Annotated in this window: 20 protein-coding genes; 6 read left to right on the plus strand and 14 right to left on the minus strand. The window is 50.9% G+C overall.

The genetic code is table 11. The annotated features are described in order from the left end of the window. Positions 1–103: 103 nt before the first annotated feature. On the minus strand, positions 104–613 hold the full coding sequence (locus R50912_RS17900) for a GNAT family N-acetyltransferase (RefSeq protein ID WP_042236810.1): 510 nt from the start codon (positions 611–613) through the stop codon (positions 104–106). A 171-nt stretch (positions 614–784) separates the two neighbouring features. Here R50912_RS17900 and xerS point away from each other — a divergent pair, with 171 nt between their 5' ends. Together xerS and R50912_RS17910 are read left to right on the plus strand one after the other, a co-directional pair. Further along, positions 785–1879 carry a tyrosine recombinase XerS gene (gene xerS / locus R50912_RS17905; RefSeq protein ID WP_042242666.1) on the plus strand — a complete coding sequence of 365 codons (1095 nt, stop codon included), beginning with the start codon at positions 785–787 and terminating at the stop codon, positions 1877–1879. Positions 1880–1939: 60 nt separating this feature from the next. Beyond that, entirely contained in the window at positions 1940–2818 is an 879-nt protein-coding gene (locus tag R50912_RS17910; protein WP_231637671.1) for a pentapeptide repeat-containing protein, read from the plus strand. A gap of 1117 nt (positions 2819–3935) precedes the next feature. Here the strand turns inward: R50912_RS17910 and R50912_RS17915 are convergent. The 8 genes from R50912_RS17915 to R50912_RS17950 all read right to left on the minus strand — a co-directional run bounded on the left by R50912_RS17915 (position 3936) and on the right by R50912_RS17950 (position 10522). Next, positions 3936–5225, minus strand: a complete 1290-nt coding sequence (locus R50912_RS17915) for a molybdopterin molybdotransferase MoeA (RefSeq protein WP_042236812.1) — start codon at positions 5223–5225, stop codon at positions 3936–3938. 195 nt (positions 5226–5420) lie between these two features. Beyond that, positions 5421–5927 (minus strand): DUF4178 domain-containing protein, encoded by a 507-nt coding sequence (locus R50912_RS17920; RefSeq protein ID WP_039299317.1) that lies wholly within the window; start codon positions 5925–5927, stop codon positions 5421–5423. Between the two features lie 105 nt (positions 5928–6032). Further along, entirely contained in the window at positions 6033–6443 is a 411-nt protein-coding gene (locus R50912_RS17925) for a DUF350 domain-containing protein (protein ID WP_042236814.1), read from the minus strand. A 138-nt stretch (positions 6444–6581) separates the two neighbouring features. After that, positions 6582–7250: a PspA/IM30 family protein gene (locus R50912_RS17930; RefSeq protein ID WP_039299055.1), complete on the minus strand. Its 669-nt coding sequence runs from the start codon at positions 7248–7250 to the stop codon at positions 6582–6584. A 79-nt stretch (positions 7251–7329) separates the two neighbouring features. Further along, on the minus strand, positions 7330–7668 hold the full coding sequence (locus R50912_RS17935) for a prenylated flavin chaperone LpdD (RefSeq protein WP_042236816.1): 339 nt from the start codon (positions 7666–7668) through the stop codon (positions 7330–7332). Positions 7669–7765: 97 nt separating this feature from the next. Then, positions 7766–8698: a dihydroorotate dehydrogenase gene (locus R50912_RS17940; protein WP_042236817.1), complete on the minus strand. Its 933-nt coding sequence runs from the start codon at positions 8696–8698 to the stop codon at positions 7766–7768. Next, a complete protein-coding gene (locus tag R50912_RS17945) occupies positions 8691–9395 on the minus strand; it encodes a dihydroorotate dehydrogenase electron transfer subunit (protein ID WP_042236818.1) in 705 nt (234 codons plus the stop codon). The genes R50912_RS17940 and R50912_RS17945 overlap by 8 nt, the downstream gene beginning before the upstream one ends. Positions 9396–9481: 86 nt before the next feature. After that, a complete protein-coding gene (locus tag R50912_RS17950) occupies positions 9482–10522 on the minus strand; it encodes an NADH:flavin oxidoreductase/NADH oxidase (protein WP_042236820.1) in 1041 nt (346 codons plus the stop codon). Positions 10523–10715: 193 nt separating this feature from the next. Between R50912_RS17950 and R50912_RS17955 the strand changes: the two genes are divergently transcribed. After that, positions 10716–11579, plus strand: a complete 864-nt coding sequence (locus R50912_RS17955; protein ID WP_042236822.1) for a polysaccharide deacetylase family protein — start codon at positions 10716–10718, stop codon at positions 11577–11579. 153 nt (positions 11580–11732) lie between these two features. Here the strand turns inward: R50912_RS17955 and R50912_RS17960 are convergent, their stop codons facing one another. Beyond that, the gene (locus R50912_RS17960) at positions 11733–12410 is read right to left on the minus strand and encodes a 3D domain-containing protein (RefSeq protein WP_042236823.1); all 678 of its coding nucleotides are present in this window, start codon (positions 12408–12410) and stop codon (positions 11733–11735) included. A gap of 391 nt (positions 12411–12801) precedes the next feature. On the opposite strand from R50912_RS17960, the gene ppk1 reads away from it, so the two are divergent. Beyond that, positions 12802–14922 (plus strand): polyphosphate kinase 1, encoded by a 2121-nt coding sequence (gene ppk1 / locus R50912_RS17965; protein ID WP_042236825.1) that lies wholly within the window; start codon positions 12802–12804, stop codon positions 14920–14922. Here ppk1 and R50912_RS17970 read toward each other — a convergent pair. From R50912_RS17970 to R50912_RS17985, 4 genes are all read right to left on the minus strand, one after another. Continuing rightward, a complete protein-coding gene (locus R50912_RS17970; RefSeq protein ID WP_042236827.1) occupies positions 14870–16396 on the minus strand; it encodes a Ppx/GppA phosphatase family protein in 1527 nt (508 codons plus the stop codon). The genes ppk1 and R50912_RS17970 overlap by 53 nt on opposite strands. A gap of 128 nt (positions 16397–16524) precedes the next feature. Continuing rightward, positions 16525–17247, minus strand: coding sequence for an amino acid ABC transporter ATP-binding protein (locus R50912_RS17975; protein ID WP_039299084.1), 723 nt, complete (start codon positions 17245–17247; stop codon positions 16525–16527). Beyond that, on the minus strand, positions 17234–17893 hold the full coding sequence (locus R50912_RS17980; RefSeq protein ID WP_042236829.1) for an amino acid ABC transporter permease: 660 nt from the start codon (positions 17891–17893) through the stop codon (positions 17234–17236). The genes R50912_RS17975 and R50912_RS17980 overlap by 14 nt, the downstream gene beginning before the upstream one ends. Before the next feature lie 134 nt (positions 17894–18027). After that, positions 18028–18843: a transporter substrate-binding domain-containing protein gene (locus R50912_RS17985; protein ID WP_042236830.1), complete on the minus strand. Its 816-nt coding sequence runs from the start codon at positions 18841–18843 to the stop codon at positions 18028–18030. Positions 18844–19212: 369 nt separating this feature from the next. Here R50912_RS17985 and R50912_RS17990 point away from each other — a divergent pair, with 369 nt between their 5' ends. Further along, the gene (locus R50912_RS17990) at positions 19213–20958 is read left to right on the plus strand and encodes an alpha-glycosidase (RefSeq protein WP_042236833.1); all 1746 of its coding nucleotides are present in this window, start codon (positions 19213–19215) and stop codon (positions 20956–20958) included. A gap of 159 nt (positions 20959–21117) precedes the next feature. Then, entirely contained in the window at positions 21118–21399 is a 282-nt protein-coding gene (locus R50912_RS17995; RefSeq protein WP_052416477.1) for a nuclear transport factor 2 family protein, read from the plus strand. The last annotated feature ends 16 nt before the right edge of the window (positions 21400–21415 follow it).

Here is a 21415-nt window from a genome sequence, read left to right on the forward strand (position 1 = left end):
GTGATCACCTCAGTTACCAGACGCTGGAAGCTCCTTAAAGTTGCGTGCCATTCTGGGAATTGTATGTGATGAACCGGTGAATTCATGTTCAGGCATTCCACATTTATTTATTAATTCGATTAGTATTTAATGTGCTGAAGTATTGACTGGGATTGCCTTGCCGGGAGTTGAACCTCTCCTGGAACTCCCCTCCTGTATACGAACCGATCACCCGGTGCCAGAAGTTACGCGCAGGTGTATTCGCACGGATCTGCGAGACCTTCCAATCGCCGGGGAACATATCGAACAGCCGGTGTGCAGCCCAGGTTCCTACGCCGCTGCGGCGGTATTTCTGCATCACAAAAAACTCCGTCATATAGAACTGTCCCTCCGGATCACGCAGTAGCCGGTCTACAAGCGCAAAGCCGGCAATATTGCCGTCTACCGTGAATAAGTAGGCAAACTTGTTTAGACCGCTGTTCCAGTAGGCCTCCAGCCCGGGATAGGACGGAAACAATCCGTCACGGTCCACCTGCAGCTCCAGGTACCGCGTAAAATCATACAAATAGAACTGCATTAATCTGCTTATAATCTGCTTCTGCTCTTTAGGAACCAGCTCGATTCCAAGTTCCATCAGGTTCACCTCTGCCGTTTTCGTTTACTTCACATCATATAACTTTGTCACATCAGGAGCAAGGGCACTACCTCTCCCGGATACAGATTCAAGCCATAAAATGCTAAAACATGTTAAGATAGAATGACAGCCCTATCGGGCTTCCGGCAAACTAAAAAGAAGGTGATTCCTATCAGTATTCAAAAAACCACCGACCGGAAAAACCTCGACCAGCGTCTGCCGCAGATGCCCTGGTTCGTGCAGCAGTTCATCGATTATAAGCGTCCGGATCTGTCCCCCTCCACGCTGTTAGAGTATATCCGGGATTATGAATCCTTTTTCGGCTGGCTGCGCGGTGAAGGTCTATCCGCAGCTGCGAAGAATACTGAAATTACGCTGCTCGATCTGGAGACCCTGCATATGGACAGCATTGTCGGTTACCGCCTGCATCTGACAACCCGGGCTGAGAGTGCGAATACACGCGTTACCGTGTCCCGTAAGCTGTCTGCACTTCGCTCCCTCTTCCACTACTTAAGCCAGATTGCGGAGGATGAGAACTTTTATCCGCTGCTTAAGCGTAATATTATGGCCAAGGTGGAGATCAAACGGATTCACAAACCGAAGGATACGGCTGCCAAGCTAAAGGGCAAAATTCTGGAGGATGAGGAGCTGCTGGAATTCGTAGGCTATATCTATGAGGGTTATGGCAAAGATGTAGAAGCCAACAAGCAGGCTTATTATTCTTTTCAGCTGAATCGTGAGCGGGATGCCTGTATTGCCAGTCTGATTCTGAACTCCGGCCTGCGCGTATCCGAGGTGGTCAATCTTAATGTGGATGATCTGGATGTGAACAACAAGCTGCTCTATGTCTTCCGCAAGGGTCATAATGACGAAACCTTCAAGACTCCAGTCTATTTCCGCGAGCAGGCCAAGGACGATCTCAGCTTGTACCTCAGCCTCCGCCAGTCCAGATACAAGACTCCGAAACGGGAAAAGGCGCTCTTCATCACCCTGCCAAATGGCAGCACTGAGGGCAAACGGATGACCAAGCGGGCGATTCAAGAGATGATTATCAAATACGCCAAGCGGTTCGGCAAACCTTATCTGACTGTACACAAGCTGCGGCACTCCTTCGCAACCGACTATTATCTGCAAAATGATATCTACAGAACGAAGGAACAGCTCGGACATGCTTCAACTGAAACCACCGAAATCTATGCCCATCTCACGGACAAAACGATGTCAGAAGCTATTGAACGCCGTCTGGAGAGTGAATCCTCCCAATAGTCTGACATTTGCGAAAGGCTACGGGCCGAGTCTCATTATTGATGTGGAGGTATTATTCCTTTGATAGAAAATTATTTGAATTGGACTGAAACTCAGGACACTGGACTGCTTGAACTGCATTCTGACTGCCTGAACTGCTTTGGCCTGTGCTGCGCGGCGCTTCCTTTTGCCGCTTCCTCCGACTTCGCAATAGATAAGAATGCCGGACAGCCCTGCCCCAATCTGCGGGAGGACTTCCGCTGCGGAATTCACACGGAACTGCGGGAGAAAGGCTTCCGTGGCTGCACAGTGTATGACTGCTTCGGAGCCGGGCAGAAGGTCTCCAATCTGACCTATGGAAGCCGTGACTGGCGGCAGGCCCCTGAAACCGCCGGGCAGATGTTCGAGGTCTTCCTGGTGATGCGCCAGCTTCACGAGCTGCTGTGGTATCTGCGTGAAGCGTTGGCATTCCAAGGCGCTGATATTCTGCATGATTCTCTCATGCTGATGATGGAGCAGACCCTGAATCTGACCATACTAAGTCCTGCGGAACTCCTGAAGCTCGATGTGCACGTTCATCGTGCTGAAGTCAATGAACTGCTGCTGCGTGCCAGCGAATTGGCACGCAATACCGCGCGGACGCAGCTGGAACCAGCTCCCAAGCGGCAGAAAAACTACGGCCGCGGGGCTGATCTGATCGGCGCCAAGCTGCGTAAGGCCGATCTCCGCTGTGTCAGCTTACGCGGCGCTTATCTGATCGCCGCTGACCTCAGCGGTGCGGATCTGCGGCATGCTGACCTGATCGGCGCTGATCTCCGCGACACGAATCTGAGCGGCGCCGATCTGCGGGATAGCCTCTTCCTTACCCAAGCGCAGCTGCAGGCTGCTAAGGGAGATTCGGCTACCAAGCTGCCGGGATCGCTTACGCATCCTGAGCACTGGTCAGCGGACAAAGGGTGAGACTAAGTTAGGCTGCTCTGCTGTTTTATATAGCAACAGGTGGCTAGTTACTGGCTTATTTGTGTGTTGATTGTGGTTATCAGACTGTCTGTTCCATATCTTCGGATACAAGCACATTTGTACACCTGATTCTCCTTTTTTCAGCCGCATGCGAATGATCATGGGTATCCATATGCCTGATTCGGGCTCTACTCAACAAAGCAGCGGGTTGAAGCGTACTTCTGCTTCTGAGCTTAGATTATCAAGAAACCCGGATCGTAGTTGATCCGGGTTTCTTTTTGATATTCATTAAGTATTCTGAGAACTTAGGGCTTTCCCTTGTAACCCGTCTTTCGGTAGGCGCATTATGAAAATAGGAGCACGATGGGATGATCCTGCTGGCAGGTTGCTCTACGATTTTTGATTTTCTATTGTGAATTTTTCATATGATGTAATATTATAATTAGCCCCGTTGCTGCCCATAGCAGAATTGAAAATAATCACATCAATTATTGCCTTCATCACAGTAAATATTCGATCTTTTGAGATGTTGGGGCAAGATTTTACGTTTTCAACCCGCAGCGTGTGAGGAACTGATTACTTTGCCAAATCCTGCACAGAATACAACAATTACCATATGATTCCGGCTATTATCGAGAATTGTTGTACAAAAGGCATCATTTCTCCTCCCCCAAGCCGTTGAGCGAAACAATCGTTGTATTTCATACAACAATCTGTCCGAACACTCCTATATCTTAGAGGCCGAGCTGCATTACGTACAACATTTAAACCGCTTCGATATGAAACTTAAGCAAACTTTAGCATCTCAGGTCCCCATAAGTCACTTCTCTATTTCGAATTTTTCATATGGTGAAAATATTAAATAATGTTCACCCCAGTATTCCCATTACATTTTCTTACAAAATGACATGCTCAGCATGGTCATACGCTTGTCCACACTGGTGAGCGCCCATCTATGAGGTTTCGCCCAGATTCCCGTTCAGGTTAAAGTCGGGGTTCGCGCGTCCGGTCCGGGTTCGCGCCCGGGCTCTACTTGCTCTATTTGCATCTGTACAGTTTCTAAGCCTTTCCGTTCAAAGCTAATACGTGCTTCGTTAGTTCCCGTCTCCCCCACTATTTACCCCCGGGTCTCCCCCGGCAGCTTAAGCACGGTTACTTTGTCCCCGCAAGTCATCTGCCCGCTATCCGGCGGAATGACGATGAGGCAATCGCTGTCTTTGATCGTAACCATCACGGAGGATTCGTCTACGCCGGCAGGATAAGCATAGAGAATGCCCTCCCGGATCTCCAGCCGGGCCCGGACATACCGGGTGAAGGAGTTTACCCGCTTATAATCCACGCCTAGCACTGCAGTCCATTCCGGCAAAAAAGGCTGCGCCGCCCCTTGCATCAGCCCGATGACAGGCCGGGCGAACAGCTGAAACCCTACAAAGCAGGCTCCCGGGTTGCCTGATAAGGCCAGCAGAAGGGTTCCTCCACGTACAGCCGCTGTTGTAACACTGCCCGGTCGCATGGTTACTTTGTTAAACAGCATTTCGCCGCTTTGCTCGCGGATCAGATCACCCATAATATCATAATCCCCTACGGATACACCGCCCGTAGTAATTACAAGATCATAGCTTTCCAGAGCCATCTGCACCTTACTCCGGGCAAGCTCCAGATCATCTGCAATCGCACCAAGCATTACAGGTTCTCCGCCTGCTTCCCGTACAAGCGCCTCCAGCATAGGAGAGTTGCTGTTGCGGATTTTACCCGGAGCCAGCGGCTCGTCCACCTCAAGCAGTTCAGTCCCGGTGGCGAAGATTGCCACCTTAGGTCGGCGATGTACGGGAACATTCGCGACACCCAGCGCAGCCAGTGCAGCGATATCACCGGCACCGATCATTTGCCCTTCAGGCAGCACCAGTTCTCCTGTCCCCAGCTCCAGGCCGCGCGGCGTAATATGAAGTCCCTCCGCTTGCGGCTTGCGAATGCCCACATAAGTAACACCACCTTCCATCCGGCTCTCTGTGGCTTCCAGCATAATTACAGTATCCGCGCCATCCGGAACCTGCGCTCCGGTCATGATCCGCGCAGCAGTCCCCGTCGTAATCTCTCTTGACGCTACTGCGCCGCAGGGAATAACATCGACCACTTCAAGCCACACCACGTTGTTATCGCCAGCCGATGCTGTATCTGCTGCGATAACAGCATAGCCGTCCATACTTGAGCGGTCAAATGCCGGAAAAGGATGCGGTGCATGAACGGACTGGGCCAGATAGCGCCCGCAGCTTTGATTCAAAGGAACCTCTTCATTCGTAAGGGGGATTGCATATGCTGTCAGCCGGACCTGAGCCTCTGTCACCTGAAGCGCGGAGCGCTGAAATTTATCATTGGTATATTCCTTATTATTCTCTTGGTTAGCCATGGAAGTAGTCCATCCTCCTTGTTAAGTTGGCAATTTTCTGCATCTGGAGAGCTACGCCCATTTTAACATGCGGCACTACAAAGGGAAATTCAGCTCCGCGTTGGCGCACACGCAAAAAGGGACGCACACGGCCTGTAACAGGCGGTGGCATCCCTTGATTTCTAGCAGACTGATCTCCTCTGCTCCATGTAAACCTTAAGACGCACGAATCACTCTGACATCAGCCGGAATGACAGTTTCACCTTCATAGAGCATGAACCGGCCATTCTGCCATTCCACGCGTAGCAGCCGCGAATCATCCGACTGGTACTGCCAGACGTGCTGTTCTCCGCCATTCATGTAAGGAGTCTGACCTGTAACTGCTGCATACCCCTCGTATTCTTCCTCCAGATAAAAGGTACAGTCATCCAGCTCCAGGGTAGCCGGCACCTCGGAAGGGCTATCCAGACGCCCGTCGATCGGATGATACAATCTGTATTGCAGCTGCTCCCGTTCTTCAATATACAGGTAGGAAATCTGGCTTCCGTCACGAAGCGTCAATACAGCAGCATTGCGGCCGCTGGTCTTCGTCCGGCCCGTTACTTCGTAAGTTACCAGGGATACTTCACAAATATCTCCGGGAGACAGGTCGAGCATGCTTTTGGGCGCCGCAGGCGCCTCCGGCTTCGAGAACATATTACCGATTCTTTTCCATAAACCCAAAGCCATCAATCCTCCTAAAAGTTTTGTCAGCACACACTACATCGATTTCTCTCCGCAAAACTCGTTTCGAAAGCATCCGCTTAAGTTCTGTCAGAGTAAGTATGTTTATCCACGAATAAATGCAGCAATAATTAGAGCCCCGATTACATGCAATGAGCCTGCAAGCAGACCGTAGCCGACTTTGCCCAGCTGAGTGCCATGATCGAGATCAAGCTTGCCTACCCTGCCCAGCAGCAGCTCGGCTGATTTTTCCAGAACGAACAACAGTACAAAAGATACAATAGAGACAACCATCGCTTCCCCGAGCCGGCTTGCTGCAGCAATGGACGACGATAAGATATAGCCTTGAGCCCCCAGCTTCATTATGAAGCGCGTTGTGACTGCCATATTGCCTGCCTTGAGCTCTTCCAAATCATCATAACGGGTAAACAGCGAATCCACAAACATCAGCACACACAGCAGCACTGCGCCGCTGACCGTCCACACTACCATGGACACCAGGGAATGGAAATCCATTGCTTTAGCCCCCGCTTATTCAGATTACCTTCCAGGTAAGACAACAGGTAAGACAAAGATAAGGCGAAGGAGAAACCGCTAGTTCTGTCTCCCCTTCGCCTGTGGACAACCGCCTGAACTCCGGCTTATGCCTATATGTTATTGTTTGTCGTACTGCTTCATCAGTGCAGCCAGCTCATCCTCAACCGCCTGGTCTTTACCCAGCTTCTCGAATTCATCATCCAGCGATTTGTTGCCGGAGCTCATCTCGTTGCTAGCTTCTGCCTGTGCTTCTGCCTGAAGCATTTTGTCTTCCATCCGTTTGAGACCTGCGGAAGCCGAATCGGAGCTGAACCCGCTCATAGCTTTGTTGATTTCAGTCTGGGCCTTCGCTGCGTTGTAACGGGCAACAAGTGTCTCACGTTTGTTCTTCATCTGCGTAAGCTGTTTGCGCATTTCTTCTAGCTTGCCGCGGAGATTGTCCGCTGAAGCCTTGTTCTGGTCGAAGCTGGTCTTGTACTCTACGAGCTTAGCTTCAGCCGATTTCTTCTCTTCCAGTGCACGGCGGGCCAGATCGGCATTACCGGCTTGAGCGGCAGCGTGTGCCTGCTGGTTACGCTTGTTCACCAGAGCTTCCTGCTCTTCATACAATTGCTTGAATTTCTTCTCAATGGCAATCTGGGCAGCTACCGCTTTCTCGGCATCTTCCAGATCCTCGGTCATATCACGAATGTATTGGTCGGTCATTTTGACCGGGTCTTCCGCTTTATCAATAATCGCATTCACATTGGACATGGTCAGATCACGCAATCTTTTAAATATAGACATGGTTCATTCCTCCAAAATAAAAGTTAGTTGCTCATTTGGTATCTTTTACGCAGGGAGTGCCACTATCGTTTCAAAATTGTTAAATCTTTTGCAATAAATATTGGTCCACTTTGGAATTCACAATATTTACGACTTCCATAATGCCATCTTTAGTCAGATTGTCATAATGAATCCCCATCACAACCGTGACTGTCCGGTTCAGTGAAGCTGCTGTCCGGAGTGCAATGGATTCGCTGATCGTATGCTCCTTATGATGCGGTACCGCCGAAGTCATGACCCTGGCAGTGTCACCGTCCATATAAGCGGTGCTTGCCGAACCGATATGACGGACACCTCCGGTAATCAGCAGCAGCAGGTCACGGCCAACCGTGATTTCAGACAGCTCAATGTCATCAGGATGCAGCTGATCGGATATCATAACAGAATTCCCCCTACCCATTATATTAACCATGGCAAGTGAAGATCTCTCAGGCTGTGCAAAAAAGTTATACTAAATCGCAGGCTCAGCCTTCCAGCTATACAATACCGCGGATTTCATCCAGCGAGCTGATATTCTCTTCAGCCATAAACTGCTGCAGTTCTTCGACAAGCGTACTGCCGGCCCGTAAATTCATGAAGTTGTACGTTCCCACTTGAATGACGGCTGCACCGGCCATAATGAATTCTATAATATCGGTAGCTGAGGTGATGCCGCCCATCCCGATAACCGGAATGGATACACGTTTGGATACCTGATGCACCATCCGTAAGGCTACAGGCTTAATCGCAGGTCCCGATAGTCCGGCATACTGATTATGAAATACACTGCGGCGGCGGCGCACATCAATCTTCATTCCTGAGATCGTATTGATCAGCGAGACAGCATCCGCCCCCTCAGCCTCACACATCTCAGCCATCTCTGCGATATCCTCGGCGTTCGGCGACAGCTTCACGGCCAGCGGGAGACGGGTTGCTGCTCTAACTGCCCGGACGACCTCAAGCGCTGCCGGAGTCTTCACGCCAAAGGCGATGCCGCCTTCCTTCACATTCGGACAAGAGATATTCAGCTCGATCATATCCACTGCCGGTTTGCCTATAAGCAGACGGGCATCCGCATCGCGCTGGATCAGCTGGGCACCGAGCACGTAATCAGCCAGTGTGTTGCCGCCCAGATTCACGATACGCGCCGTGTCCAGTGTCTCCCAGTATGGAAGCTCCTTGGCCAGGAACGCTTCCACTCCGGGATTCTCAAGTCCTACACTGTTCAGCATACCCGAAGCAGTCTCATACACGCGTACACCGGGATTTCCCGCTTTGGCATGGAGTGTGAGCCCTTTGCCGGAGATGCCGCCAAGCAGGGACACGTCATAGAGCTTCCCGTATTCACGGCCGAAGCCAAACGTGCCTGAAGCCATAACAATTGGATTCTTGAAATGAACACCGGCAATAGTAGCAGTTGTATTAATCATGGAACAGCACCTCCCCAGCCAGGAAGACGGGTCCGTCCGCGCAGGCCTTCCGTTGTCCATCCTTGCAGGATACACTGCAGACGAGACAGGCACCGATGCCGCAGGCCATGCGGTTCTCCAGCGACAGATACACGTCAGGGCGCTTGCCGGCTGTTTCGGCAGCTATACCCTTGAGCTGTGCCGCCTTCAGCATGGGATGCGGACCGCAGACAAATATATGATCATAATCCGTGAAATCCACGCTGTCCAGAATGTGGCCGCCCACATCGACAGTCAGCTCGGCAGCAAGCGGACGGAAGGCTTCGGTACGAAAAGATTCCCGGCTGAAGCCGAGGTAGATGTCACTCTCCGGAAGCTCCTGGGCGCAGTAATAGAGCGGAGCAATTCCGATGCCCCCGCCTACTAACGCGACCTTGCCTTCCACATGCGGGAAGCCGGTGCCGAATGGCCCTTCGAGTTCAAGCTTGTCGCCCGGCTTCAGTCCGGCAAGAATCTCCGTGCCTTCCCCTACTACGTGATACAAAAAATCAACACCGCTGTCATTCACCTGATGTATGCTAAGCGGTCTGGACAGCAGCGGATAGGCTCCCCATGCCCGCAGCATGTAGAATTGACCCATCGCACCGCCGTTACCTCCTTCAACCACCAGGTGGTATACTCCGTCTCCCAGCCGCTCGTTACTAATCACCGTCGCCACGTTATCAAGCTCCTTCAAATTTAATCTTATTAACCATGCCTTAGAAGGAGCTTAAAATCTGTGACATAGTTCACAATCACAGCCTTCTATTTCTTGTTCCAAATCCCGCGCATATAAGGTTTAGGCAAATTGGCCTGATGTACCCCTCCGAGCGTCTCTTCCGCATGCAAAGCCCAGTACGGATCACTAAGCATCCCCCTGCCGACAGCCACAAGTTCTGCCCTCGCTTCAGTAATTACCGCCTGGGCCTCCCTGTAGGATTCAAGACGGCCTACAGCTATTACCGGCACCTGCAGTCCGCTGCGTATGTACTCAGCAAGCTCCACCTGATAAGCCGGCCCTGCAGTAGGACCTCCATTTGAGCCGATCGGACCTTCCCCGCCGGATGATACATGGAACATGTCTACTCCTGCAGCTTTGTAGCGGCGGCAGAATTCCAGCGCGTAAGCTTCATTATATCCGCCTTCTACATATTCCTTGGCGGAAACTCTCATTAGAAGCGGCATTTCTGCCGGCAGCACATCACGCACCGCCTCCACTACCTGCACACCGAACAGCGCGGGATCGCTGCCGTACTCATCATCCCTGACATTGGATAGCGGGGAATGGAACTGGTGGATCAGGTACCCGTGGGCCCCATGCAGCTCAACGGTATCAAATCCGGCCTCAACAGCCCGGCGACCAGCTTCCCGGTATGCCATGATCATCTCTGTAATCCCGTCCCGGGTCAGCGCACGGGGCGTTTGAGAATGTGCATCAAAAGGGATCGCCGAAGGCGCAACCGGGGGATTGGCATCCACCGCCTTACGGCCGGCATGTCCGAGCTGAATGGCGATTTTGGCACCATGAGCATGAACAGCCTCTGTTATCCGCTTAAACCCCGCAATCTGCCCGTCTTCCCAGATCCCCGTATCCTGATTGGTAATCCGCCCGTCTGGATGAATTCCGCTCATCTCTACAATAATAAATCCGGTACCGCCGACAGCGCGGCTGACATAATGCACAAAGTGCCAGTCCGTAGGAATCCCATCCTGCTTCTCAACTGCGTATTGGCACATCGGCGGCATAACCACCCGGTTCTTCAAAGTGAGGGCCTTCAGTTCATAAGGTGTAAACAAATCTGTCATGCTTGTCTCCATCCTTCCCGTTTCTCTCATCATTTGGCGGACTTACCCCCGTATTCATTAAGTATACACGTATTTACGGACAGGTTAAATCTTTAGATGATTCACATACTGACAGCATAATTTCGCAAAGGCTGGGAATAACAACCCTTGTATTTCAAAATATCCAGCTGTGTGATCAGAGGAGGCATAACCCATGAAGTTGGCAAGAATCCGCCGCGTTTTGCTCCTTATATTCATAATAATAGTGATCCTGCCCAGCATCATCCCGATAGCTACGTCTGCTTCTGCATCGGCTCCAGCCTCCGCCCGGCCGAATGTCTCTATGGAAGAAGATCCTGCCGTTCCGGCCGGTTCCACCGCCTCCTCCCAGTCTTCAGCCCGGCGCCACAAAAGAAATAAAGGACTTTCTCTAAGCCAGCTGCTGCGCAAATATCCGGATACGATCAAGACCCAGGGTCCACGGCGCAAGATCATTGCCTTGACCTTTGACGATGTGCCTGATCCGCGCTTTACCCCGCAGCTGCTGGATGTTCTCCATAAATATAATGTCAAAGCCACCTTTTTCGTGGTCGGCAGCCGTGCCGAGAAACATCCCGGTCTGGTTGCGCGGATCATCCGGGAAGGCCATGCGATCGGCAACCACTCCTACAATCATCCTGAATTCGGCAAGCTGGGGATGAATGAATTCCGCACCCAGATTATCCGTACCGAGAATATTATACAGGCTCTTGCGGGTTATAAACCGCGGCTGATCCGTCCCCCGTACGGTGACATCAGTGAGCAGCAGCTGAAATGGGCCAGAGCCCACGGCTACAAGCTGGTGAACTGGAACGTCGACTCCCTGGACTGGAGAGGCTTATCCAAGACCCAGGTACGGAACAATATCCTCTCCAAGGCCGGAAAAGGTGCAATTATACTCCAGCACGGCGGCGGCGGCCGGGGCAGCAATCTGCAGGGTACCATACAGGCGCTTCCGGAAGTCATCAGCATTATGCGCAAACGCGGGTATAGCTTCGTGACTGTTCCGCAAATGTTTGAAGTCAGCAAAAGCAAATGAACCAGCTGATGCACCGGAGCCTGCATATCTATCAGAAACAGAGGGATCATTTATAGCTGAAGCCTTTATATATTAAAAAAGGAAACAAAACCCGTCCGTTCTCCGGCAGGTTTTGTTTCCTTTGGTAAATGGTGCAGCTATTCATTTATCGGGTTATTGAATAATATACAGCTGTACATATTGATAGCCGAAGTCGGCTACAAAGCTCTGGCTGCCGGGAATGAAGATATCAATCCGGTTGCCCTTGATCGCGCTCCCCATGTCAGTAGCGGTCGCCAGGAATGCCTGCTTCGGGAGACCCGGATGAGAATATCCGGTAACGAGAACCTTGGTACCCAGTGGAATGACACTAGGGTCAACTGCAATCGTTCCCAGCTTAAGCGCATTGCCGAAATAATCAACCGCTCCCCACTTTCCGTTCTCACTGGCAGCCGAGGAATAGGCCGAAGCCTTCACCTGAATGGATTTGGCATACGTAAAAGCTTTGCCCCAGGCTTGAACGGTGTTCGACGCAGGTTCAACACTTAGTAAGGACAAGTCTCCATTAGTTACAACCGAATCGGCTGCCGTTTCTGTTACTGCGACCATTTTAGCCTGAACGGTGCCCGGAATGGCCAGCTTAAGCCCCGGGTAGATGTTGCTCGCAGAAATTTGCGGATTGGCGTTCATCAGTTCTTCCATGCTGATGCCATAGTGATTGGATAGAGTATAATAGGTAGTAGCTTCTCCAGCGATATGTACGCTGTCAGCTTGAACAGGGGCGGCTTGGAGCAAGGTGCCGAGTCCCAGTACAGCAGCCAGGGCTGTGATGGCTCCGAACTTGATTTTCATTGAATAGCCTCCTTCATTAGTGGGCGTCCAGGATATAACGGATACGCTCCGCCAGTGACGCCAAGATAACGCTGGACCTATGTACTTTTTTGTTGCCAGGTCTCTGGAATTGCGGTGCTTTGTAAACTAACAGTTATGAATATATCACAATTTTGTAACCAGTGGCTATGTTTTTGTTACGTTTGGAAATATTTTGCCTATATACAGCGTTTTCATCGGGTTAATTATTACATATTCTTAATAATTAGTGTTGGAATTATCGTGATTTCAACAATTTTTTTTAAGTTTTCGCGAAAATTTTACACAGTTTTAACATTTCTCCCTTTGGCAAATAGTAGAATGATAGAATACGATAGATAATGTAGAGACTGAAGCATAACTTGGAGGGTCAATGAACGTGAATGCAGAAGAGAAAAAAAACAACCACACCAGTCCCGCAACAGCCTATCTGAACCGCGATTTGAGCTGGATTGAATTCAACCGCCGTGTCCTTGCAGAGGCACAGGATCCGGAGAACCCGCTTATGGAGCGGGCCAAATTCCTGGCGATTGTGTCCAGCAATCTGGATGAATTCATCAGTGTCCGGGTAGCGGGCATTCAGGATCAGATCCGGGCTGGTTATACCAAAAAGGATTTCACCGGCTACACCCCCTCCGGCCTGTACAAGCGTCTGATCAAACGGGTCACCAAAATCATCGCCGACCAATACCGTACATTCAAGGATATTTCCCGGAGTCTGCACAAGGAAGGGATCGTGTTCGTCGATTACAAGGACCTCACGCATGCCCAGGAGCAATCCATTGAGCAATATTACCGTGATATCATCTATCCAGTCTTAACGCCGATGGCCGTAGATCAGAGCCGTCCGTTTCCACTTGTGCACAGCCAGTTCATCTATCTGGCAGTAGTGCTGACACGCAAGAACAGCCAGGAAGAAGAACCTTATTTCGCAATCCTGCAGATTCCATCGAATCTGCCGCGCTGTATCCCGCTGCCCCACCGCTCCAACAGTAAGAAACGGCAGTTTGTCTTCATTGAAGATGTGATCCGCCAGCATATCCAGACTTTGTTCAGCGGGTATGATCCTGTGGCTGTCAGTGAATTCCGCCTGACCCGCAATTCCGATCTGACCATTGATGAGGAAGGCGCAGAGGATCTGCTGGAGGAGATTGAGAAGGAGCTGCGCAAACGCCGCCGCGGCGTCCCTGCCCGCCTTGAAGTACAGAAAGGGATTCACCCTTATGCCCTGGAGCAGCTGCAGGCCGAATTCGAGCTTGAAGATTTCGTGTTTGAAATTGAAGGTCCGCTGGATCTCAGTTTCCTGCGGGGGTTTGCCGGCAGCCTTAAGGGCTTCAGCTATCTGCATCATGCACCGATCGAGCCGCTCTATCCGGCGGAATTTGAGGAGAATGAGAATTTCTTCGAGGTGCTTAGCGAACGCGATGTGCTGGTCTATCATCCTTATGAATCCTTCGATGCCATGACGGACTTCATCATTCAGGCTTCTGAAGATGAGCAGGTTATGGCGATCAAAATGACTCTGTACCGGGTCAGCGGAAACTCCCCGCTGATCACAGCACTGGCGAACGCCGCAGAATCAGGTAAGCAGGTTACGGTAGTAGTGGAGCTGAAAGCCCGTTTTGACGAGGAACGCAACATTGCATGGGCGCGTAAGCTGGAGCGGTCCGGCTGCCACGTGGTCTATGGCCTTGTCGGTCTCAAAACCCATGCCAAGGTCACGCTGATAGTCCGCCAGGAAGGCCCTGAGCTGCGCCGTTATGTGCATGTAGGGACAGGTAACTATAATGACAGCACGGCCAAGGCGTATACAGACCTTAGCCTGTTCACCGCCAATCATGAGATTGGCCTGGATGCCTCGGAGCTGTTCAACCAGATGACTGGTTATTCTGCCAACTATAACTGGAACTCCTTCATTGTGGCACCGACTAATATGAGCCTGTCACTCCAGAAGCTGATCCTGCGCGAAGCAGAGCATGCTGCCGCAGGCAGACCTGCACGGATCATCGCCAAGATGAACTCCCTGTCCAATCAGGAGGTCATCGACAACCTGTACAGCGCAGCGCAGGCCGGTGTATCGATTGATTTGATTGTACGCGGTGTCTGCTGTCTGCGTCCGGGCATTGAAGGATTAAGCGAACGGATTACTGTCCGCAGCATTGTTGACCGTTTCCTGGAGCATTCACGCATCTATTATTTTGAGAACGGCGGCAAACCGGAGGTCTATCTGTCCAGTGCGGACTGGATGACCCGGAACCTGACGCGGCGGATCGAACTGATGTGTCCGGTGAAGGACAGCAGCATCCGCAATCAGATCGTCAAAATACTGGACCTGTCGCTGATGGATAATGTGAAATCCAGCTTCCTGCAGCCTAATGGGTATTACGAACGGGCGGACGACAAAAAGGCCCCGTTCCGGAGCCAGTTCGCTGCTATGAATGTTAACCGCTGGAAGGGAAGCCGAGCTTTACCTTCACCGACCAAGCATTCCTGAAGGCTTTGAGCGCATTCTCAATGTCCTCCAGCCCGATAAGAACTTGTCCGCCCTGCAGCTCCAGATCAAGCGTATTGTTATGCAGACGGGCGTTGACCCCGCTGACAATGCCAATCTCGGTGCTGTCCAGGGCAATGCTTAACTGCACCAGCGTACCCAGCTTATGAATCCACTCTTCGTCGGAAGCCAGCAAAATGTCCTTATGCATCTGGGACAATTTCTGCTTCCGGCTTTTGGTGCTGTAGGAAGCAATGTACGCACTTAGAATCAGCTGCCGGTGGGTCAGGCCGCGGATCGGGGAATTCATCAGCCAGTAGCGGGTATGCCGCTTGGACTGATAATAATTAATGTTGGAGCCGGTACGGTGCAGCATAATTGCCACGTAGATCAGCATCTCATGCTCCTCCCGGTCACCTTCCCTCTCAAAAGCCCCCAGCAGGCCGAGTGCCAGCTTATAGATATGATCCAGATGCCGCTTGGAGGTACGGATATCAAAGCGGATAATGGTATCCAGACTGTACTCCAGCGCGCTGTCACGGACCGGCTGCTCCGGCTTCAGCAGATCATGCAGCATGCCCTCACGCAAGCCTTCCCCGCTGATCACAGCACGGCTGGCCCCGATATAATGGTACACCGTATGGAAAATAACCAGACCGGACACGATGATATCTCCCCGGCTTTTCGACAAACCATCCAGGTCCTTGCGCTTCTCATATGGAGTCGCTGGCAGGGTCTCCATGAACTTCTCTATAGTCTCCCCTTCAAGCACATAGCCATGGGAGTTCGGCAGCGAGTAGTCCCGGTTCTTCTGGTCCAGCTTGCCGAGTGAACGCAGCGTTCCACCGAGTCCATATAACGGAAGCCCGTTGCCCGTAGTGAGCCAATCATGCTCTACCAGCCTGCCGGTAACATATAGCTGCAGCTTACGGACCTGATCAGCGTTCCAGTTGCCGCCCTGGCTGAACATCAGATTCGTATTGACCGCACCGAACGGGAAAGAGATGCTGTGCTGATAACGCCGTCCTCGGAACAAGGTGACCTCTGTACTTCCGCCTCCGATGTCAATGACGAACCCGTCCTGAATATCAAAGGCATTGATGACCCCAAGAAATCCGAAATAAGCCTCCTGATGCCCGCTGATTACTTCAATCCGGATGGATGACGCCTCAGACAGATAGCTTATAATCTCGGCGGAGTTGGCTGCGTTACGGATTGCGGCGGTAGCTCCTGCGCGGATGTTATCCACTTCGAAATCATCACAGATTTCCTTGAACTGGTGGAGGACAGGAATAATCGTATCCATATCCTTCTTCTCCAGTCTTCCTTCCCTGGTAATTTTCTCACTCAGGCGGGCAGAGTACTTGCATTCCTTAATAATTTTGTAGCCGCCTGCCTGCGTCGTATCATAAATTACAAGCCGTATGGAGTTGGAACCAATATCAATAATGCCTATCCGGCAAAGATCATCTCTCATCTGTATGTACTCCTTTTCAAGTAGATTGATCATTTGTATACTATATCACCCATTTCACGCTCCGCCAAAATATACTTCCCTCATAAAAACAGCCGCTGAAGGAATTTTCAGCGGCTGTTCCAGTAATTCTATAAAACTTTGCTCAAGAAATCACGGGTACGGGCGTGTTTGGGATTACCGAACACCTCTGCCGGGGTCCCCTGCTCTACAATAACCCCGCCATCCATGAACAGGATCCGGTCGCCGACTTCACGGGCAAAGCCCATTTCATGCGTCACAATGACCATCGTCATACCGTCTACAGCCAGCTGTTTCATAACCTCCAGCACTTCGCCGACCATCTCCGGGTCAAGCGCCGATGTAGGCTCATCGAACAGCATCACATGCGGCTGCATCGCCAGTGCTCTGGCAATAGCGATCCGCTGCTTCTGTCCTCCGGAGAGCTGGGCCGGATACGCATCCCGCTTGTCCTCAAGGCCGACGGTGCGGAGCAGCTCCGTGGCGATTTTTTCCGCTTCGGAAGCTTGCTGTTTTCGTACCTTCAATGGCGCGAGCATAATGTTCTGCAGCACCGACTTATGCGGGAACAGATTGAACTGCTGGAATACCATCCCCATTTTCTCACGGGTCACGTTGATATCATGCTTTTTGGCTGTGATTGATTGGCCTTCAAACGAAATCTCACCGCCGGTTGGCTGCTCCAGCAGGTTTAGACAACGCAGAAAGGTGCTTTTGCCTGAACCGCTGGGACCGATCACTACAACAACCTCACCCTTGTGAATATTCAGATCAATCCCCTTAAGGATCTCCAGCTTACCAAAGCTCTTCTGCAGGTTCTTAACCTCGATCATCCGTGTTCAGCCTCCGTTCCAAAATGCCCAGCAGCTTGGATAACGTGAAGGTCAGCACAAAATACATGGCGGCAATCACGATCAGCGGGCTAAGTCCTTCATAGGTGATCGAAGTAATGGCTCTTGCTTCAAACAGCAGATCAGCCACCCCAATCATCGATACAATGGAAGACTCTTTAATAATGGTAATAAATTCATTTCCGATTGCGGGCAGCACATTCTTCAGCGCCTGCGGCAGAATGATGTAACGCATGGTCATCCCCTGCTTCATCCCGAGCGAGCGTGCCGCTTCCATCTGACCGCGGTCCACCCCTTGAATTCCGGCACGGAAAATCTCCGCCAGGTAAGCTGAGCTGTTAATCGTTAGCGTTATCGCACCCGACTGGATCGGGGACAGCGAAATACCGAACTCCGGCAGGCCATAGTGGATTAGGAACAGCTGCACCAGCATCGGCGTACCGCGCAGAAACTCCACCCAGGCGGTGGCGATAAAGCGCAGAATTCTCCATTTGGACATCCGCAGCAGCGAAACCGCGATACCCAGCACGAAGCCGAAGAATACGCCCATCACAGCAAGCAGCAGTGTGTACTTCAGACCGGATAGGAAAAAATTGCGGTAATCATAGGCAAGTTCCAATACACTCATAGTCGGCAAATCCTCCTGTTCTCAAAAAAATAGAAAACAGCGGATCACCGCCATTTTCTGCAAAGTAGAGCATTGTCCCGCAGCAGTCTGCGGGTTGTACTTAATTCAGGCTAACCGTTGGACGGTTTCGCGTTCTATTTGCTCTCAGCAAGCTCGCTTGCTGCCGCTACATACTCATCAATCTTGCCTTCCGAGTTCAGGCGGGTCAATGTCTTATTCACTTGTTCCAGCAATTCTGTGTTGTCCTTCTTCACCCCGATTACATAACCGTCATCTTCCACTTCCGGTTTGGCATCGGTAATTACCAGTCCTTTAACATTCTTCACAAAGGACTTGGCAACTGGTCCCTCCATAATAGCAGCGTCTACGCGGTTCGATTGCAGCTGCAGTACGATTTCAGAAATTTTACCCAGGGATGTCAGCTGTGCGCCTTCAATGCCTTTGGCGATATCTTCCTGGATCGAACCGGTCTGAATCCCAAGCTTGGCACCCTTCAGCGAGTCCATTGTTGCATATTTATCTTTGTCTGCTTCACGCACGACCACAGCCTGTTCGGCTTTGTAGTAGATATCAGACAAGCCTACAGCCTCTGCACGCTCCGGTGTCGGACTGAGTCCGGAGATCACCATATCTATTCTGCCGCTCGACAATTCATTCAGCAGGGAGTCAAAGGGCAGATCCTTAATCTCAAGTGTCGCACCCATATCAGCGGCGATATCCTTGGCAATCTCAATATCGAAACCAACGATAGTATCCTTGCCGTCTACCATTTTGCGGAATTCATACGGTGGGAAATCCGCGCTGGTACCCAAAGTAAGCGTCTTAGCTTCAGTTCCCTTATTGGCGTCTCCGCTTGCTGCGGTATTATTCTCGTTGTTATTAGAGCCGCATCCGGCTAGTAGTCCCGCTGCCAGCAGCAGTCCCATTGAAAGCTTACCCCATTTGTTCATTTGTCTCTCTCCCCTATTCTCTTTATGTTCATTTCTCTAAGTAGTCTCATTGACCGATTTATTATAAATCACTCCGCATGAATATGCAAAGACAAATTTGTGACAAAACCTGTTAAATTCATGAATGAATTGCAGGCTGTTGGCCGGGTCTGCTATTCCCCCATTTTGCACATCCTATGAAAAGAGGTATATACTATTTACTATCTCCATTTGCCGCCGGAATAACCGGGCTGGTTCAGATGCCGCTGCAGGCGTTATTTAACGGATAAGGTGAATAGGCTCACAATACTTAAGCGTATGCTTTCGAAGCGAGTTTTGCGTAGCGTTATCGGAAAGCAGTTGCTTACAAAACTTTTAGGAGGTGAAGTCATGCTGCTGGAAGCGATGTACCATGTTCCCCGCGATAAGTGGGCTTATGCCTACGATGCCAAAACCATACATCTGCGGGTGCGTACCAAACGTGATGATGTTGACTACGTAGTTGCGCTCACTGGCGACAAGTACGATTGGCAGCATACCTCTTACGACATCATAATGGAAAAAGCTGCCTCCGATGATAAATTCGACTACTGGGAAGCGGCTGTCCGTCCAAAATATAAGCGCCTCAGCTATACTTTTCGCGTCAGCAAAGGTTCGGAGACTGTGTACCTGCTCGATAACGGCATCCGTTCCGATTGTCCACAGCCGCCAAATCACTTCTACGAGTTTCCTTATATACACGGAATTGATTTGTTCAAAGTGCCCACATGGGCTAAGGATGCGGTGTTCTATCAGATCATGACCGAGCGGTTCGCCAACGGCAATCCCTTGAACGATCCGGAAGGCACTGAACCCTGGGGCGGCAAACCGAAGCTCGATAATTTCTTTGGCGGTGACCTTCAGGGTGTGCTGGATCATCTGGATGATCTGCAGGAGCTGGGCATCAATGCTGTCTACTTCACACCGCTGTTCGTCTCCCCTTCCAACCATAAATACGACATCGTGGATTATAAAAAAGTCGACCCGCATTTCGGCGATAATGAGCTGCTGAAGAAGGTCGTAGAAGAATGCCACAAACGGGGTATCCGCGTCATGCTGGACGCCGTGTTCAACCACTGCAGTGACAAATTCCCACCATTCCAGGACGTTCTCGAAAAAGGCGAATTCTCCGTCTACCGCGACTGGTTCCATATGAATTCTTTTCCGGCTGAGATTGTTGACGGTATTCCCACTTACGACACGTTCGGCTTTTATGGCAATATGCCAAAGTTCAACACCGCCAATCATGAAGTGAAGTCCTACCTGCTTGAAGTTGCTGAGTATTGGATCAAGGAGATCAAGGTGGACGGCTGGCGGCTGGATGTGGCCAATGAGGTGGATCATCACTTCTGGCGCGATTTCCGCAAAGTAGTCAAAGCCGCGAACCCGGATGCCTATATTGTAGGCGAGGTGTGGAGTGACTCCTTAACCTGGCTGCTCGGAGACCAGTTTGATTCTGTGATGAACTATCCCTTCTCGGGGACGGTGCTGGAATTCTTCAACGGCGGGATGGACGGAATCACCTTCGGCCACCGGATCGGCGGGCTCCTCATGCGTTATCCCCAGCAGACGAACGAGGTTGTATTCAATCTGCTCGGCAGCCATGACACCCCCCGCCTGCTCACCGTACTGGGGGAAGATAAACGCAAATTGAAGCTGACCGTCGTCTTCCTGTTCACGTTCATGGGCACTCCCTGTATCTATTACGGGGACGAAATCGGCCTGACCGGGGGTGAAGATCCGGACTGCCGCAAATGTATGGAATGGGATGAAACGAAGCAGGACCTTGAACTGTATGACTTCTACAGGATGATGATTGCGCTGCGTAAGGAACATAAAGCACTCCGTGAAGGCCGCTTCCGGATTCTCCAGGCCTGTGAGAATGACCCGTGCATCGTCTATGAGCGGGCAGATGAGCGGATCCATTTCACCGTCTGGATGAACAATTCACTGCAGCCCCGCACGCTCAGCCACCCGATGGAGACCGATGACTGGCTGGATGCACTGACGGGAGAAGCTGTGGTTCCGGAGGGCGGAATGATGAATGTTGCGCTTGATCCGTATGGGTACCGGATTCTGTACCGGAATTTAAGCTGAGGTAACTAACAGATAACTGTAAACAAAAGAAGGTGGTGTCCCAGAAGCCTGGAAGTGGCTGCTTGGAACATCACCTTTTTTGGCTCGGAGAGTTGGAAAATCCCACACGGATGATAGATATTCTGTAGTACACTTATAGCAATAAAAGGGGGGAATACGATGATTAAACGAGAACAGATTATTGAAAACTATTTTCAGTCATGGATTGATAAAAATATTACCGTATTAAGCAAAATCTTCGATCCAAATATCGTCTATACAGAATGTTACGGACCTGAATATCACGGATTAGACACTATAGAAAAATGGTTTGACGACTGGAATACACGAGGCACGGTCTTGGTCTGGACGATAAGACAATATATTCATCAGGGCAGCATGACTGCGGTGGAATGGTACTTCGAATGTGAGTTTGAATCCGAATTATTATCCTATACATAATTTAAAAAGGCATTCC

The sequence above is a fragment of the Paenibacillus sp. FSL R5-0912 genome (genome assembly GCF_000758605.1).
Taxonomy (GTDB): domain Bacteria; phylum Bacillota; class Bacilli; order Paenibacillales; family Paenibacillaceae; genus Paenibacillus_AQ.

What these genes read in the sequence shown, in the direction of transcription:
- R50912_RS17930 (WP_039299055.1), bottom strand. Translation starts at nt 7,250, where the DNA reads ATGTCTATATTTAAAAGATTGCGTGATCTGACCATGTCCAATGTGAAT.
- R50912_RS17975 (WP_039299084.1), bottom strand. Translation starts at nt 17,247, where the DNA reads ATGATCGAGGTTAAGAACCTGCAGAAGAGCTTTGGTAAGCTGGAGATC.
- ppk1 (WP_042236825.1), top strand. Translation starts at nt 12,802, where the DNA reads ATGAACGTGAATGCAGAAGAGAAAAAAAACAACCACACCAGTCCCGCA.
- R50912_RS17980 (WP_042236829.1), bottom strand. Translation starts at nt 17,893, where the DNA reads ATGAGTGTATTGGAACTTGCCTATGATTACCGCAATTTTTTCCTATCC.
- R50912_RS17935 (WP_042236816.1), bottom strand. Translation starts at nt 7,668, where the DNA reads ATGATATCCGATCAGCTGCATCCTGATGACATTGAGCTGTCTGAAATC.
- R50912_RS17925 (WP_042236814.1), bottom strand. Translation starts at nt 6,443, where the DNA reads ATGGATTTCCATTCCCTGGTGTCCATGGTAGTGTGGACGGTCAGCGGC.
- R50912_RS17900 (WP_042236810.1), bottom strand. Translation starts at nt 613, where the DNA reads ATGGAACTTGGAATCGAGCTGGTTCCTAAAGAGCAGAAGCAGATTATA.
- R50912_RS17950 (WP_042236820.1), bottom strand. Translation starts at nt 10,522, where the DNA reads ATGACAGATTTGTTTACACCTTATGAACTGAAGGCCCTCACTTTGAAG.
- R50912_RS17940 (WP_042236817.1), bottom strand. Translation starts at nt 8,698, where the DNA reads ATGATTAATACAACTGCTACTATTGCCGGTGTTCATTTCAAGAATCCA.
- R50912_RS17985 (WP_042236830.1), bottom strand. Translation starts at nt 18,843, where the DNA reads ATGAACAAATGGGGTAAGCTTTCAATGGGACTGCTGCTGGCAGCGGGA.
- R50912_RS17995 (WP_052416477.1), top strand. Translation starts at nt 21,118, where the DNA reads ATGATTAAACGAGAACAGATTATTGAAAACTATTTTCAGTCATGGATT.
- R50912_RS17915 (WP_042236812.1), bottom strand. Translation starts at nt 5,225, where the DNA reads ATGGCTAACCAAGAGAATAATAAGGAATATACCAATGATAAATTTCAG.
- R50912_RS17955 (WP_042236822.1), top strand. Translation starts at nt 10,716, where the DNA reads ATGAAGTTGGCAAGAATCCGCCGCGTTTTGCTCCTTATATTCATAATA.
- R50912_RS17990 (WP_042236833.1), top strand. Translation starts at nt 19,213, where the DNA reads ATGCTGCTGGAAGCGATGTACCATGTTCCCCGCGATAAGTGGGCTTAT.
- R50912_RS17970 (WP_042236827.1), bottom strand. Translation starts at nt 16,396, where the DNA reads ATGAGAGATGATCTTTGCCGGATAGGCATTATTGATATTGGTTCCAAC.
- R50912_RS17960 (WP_042236823.1), bottom strand. Translation starts at nt 12,410, where the DNA reads ATGAAAATCAAGTTCGGAGCCATCACAGCCCTGGCTGCTGTACTGGGA.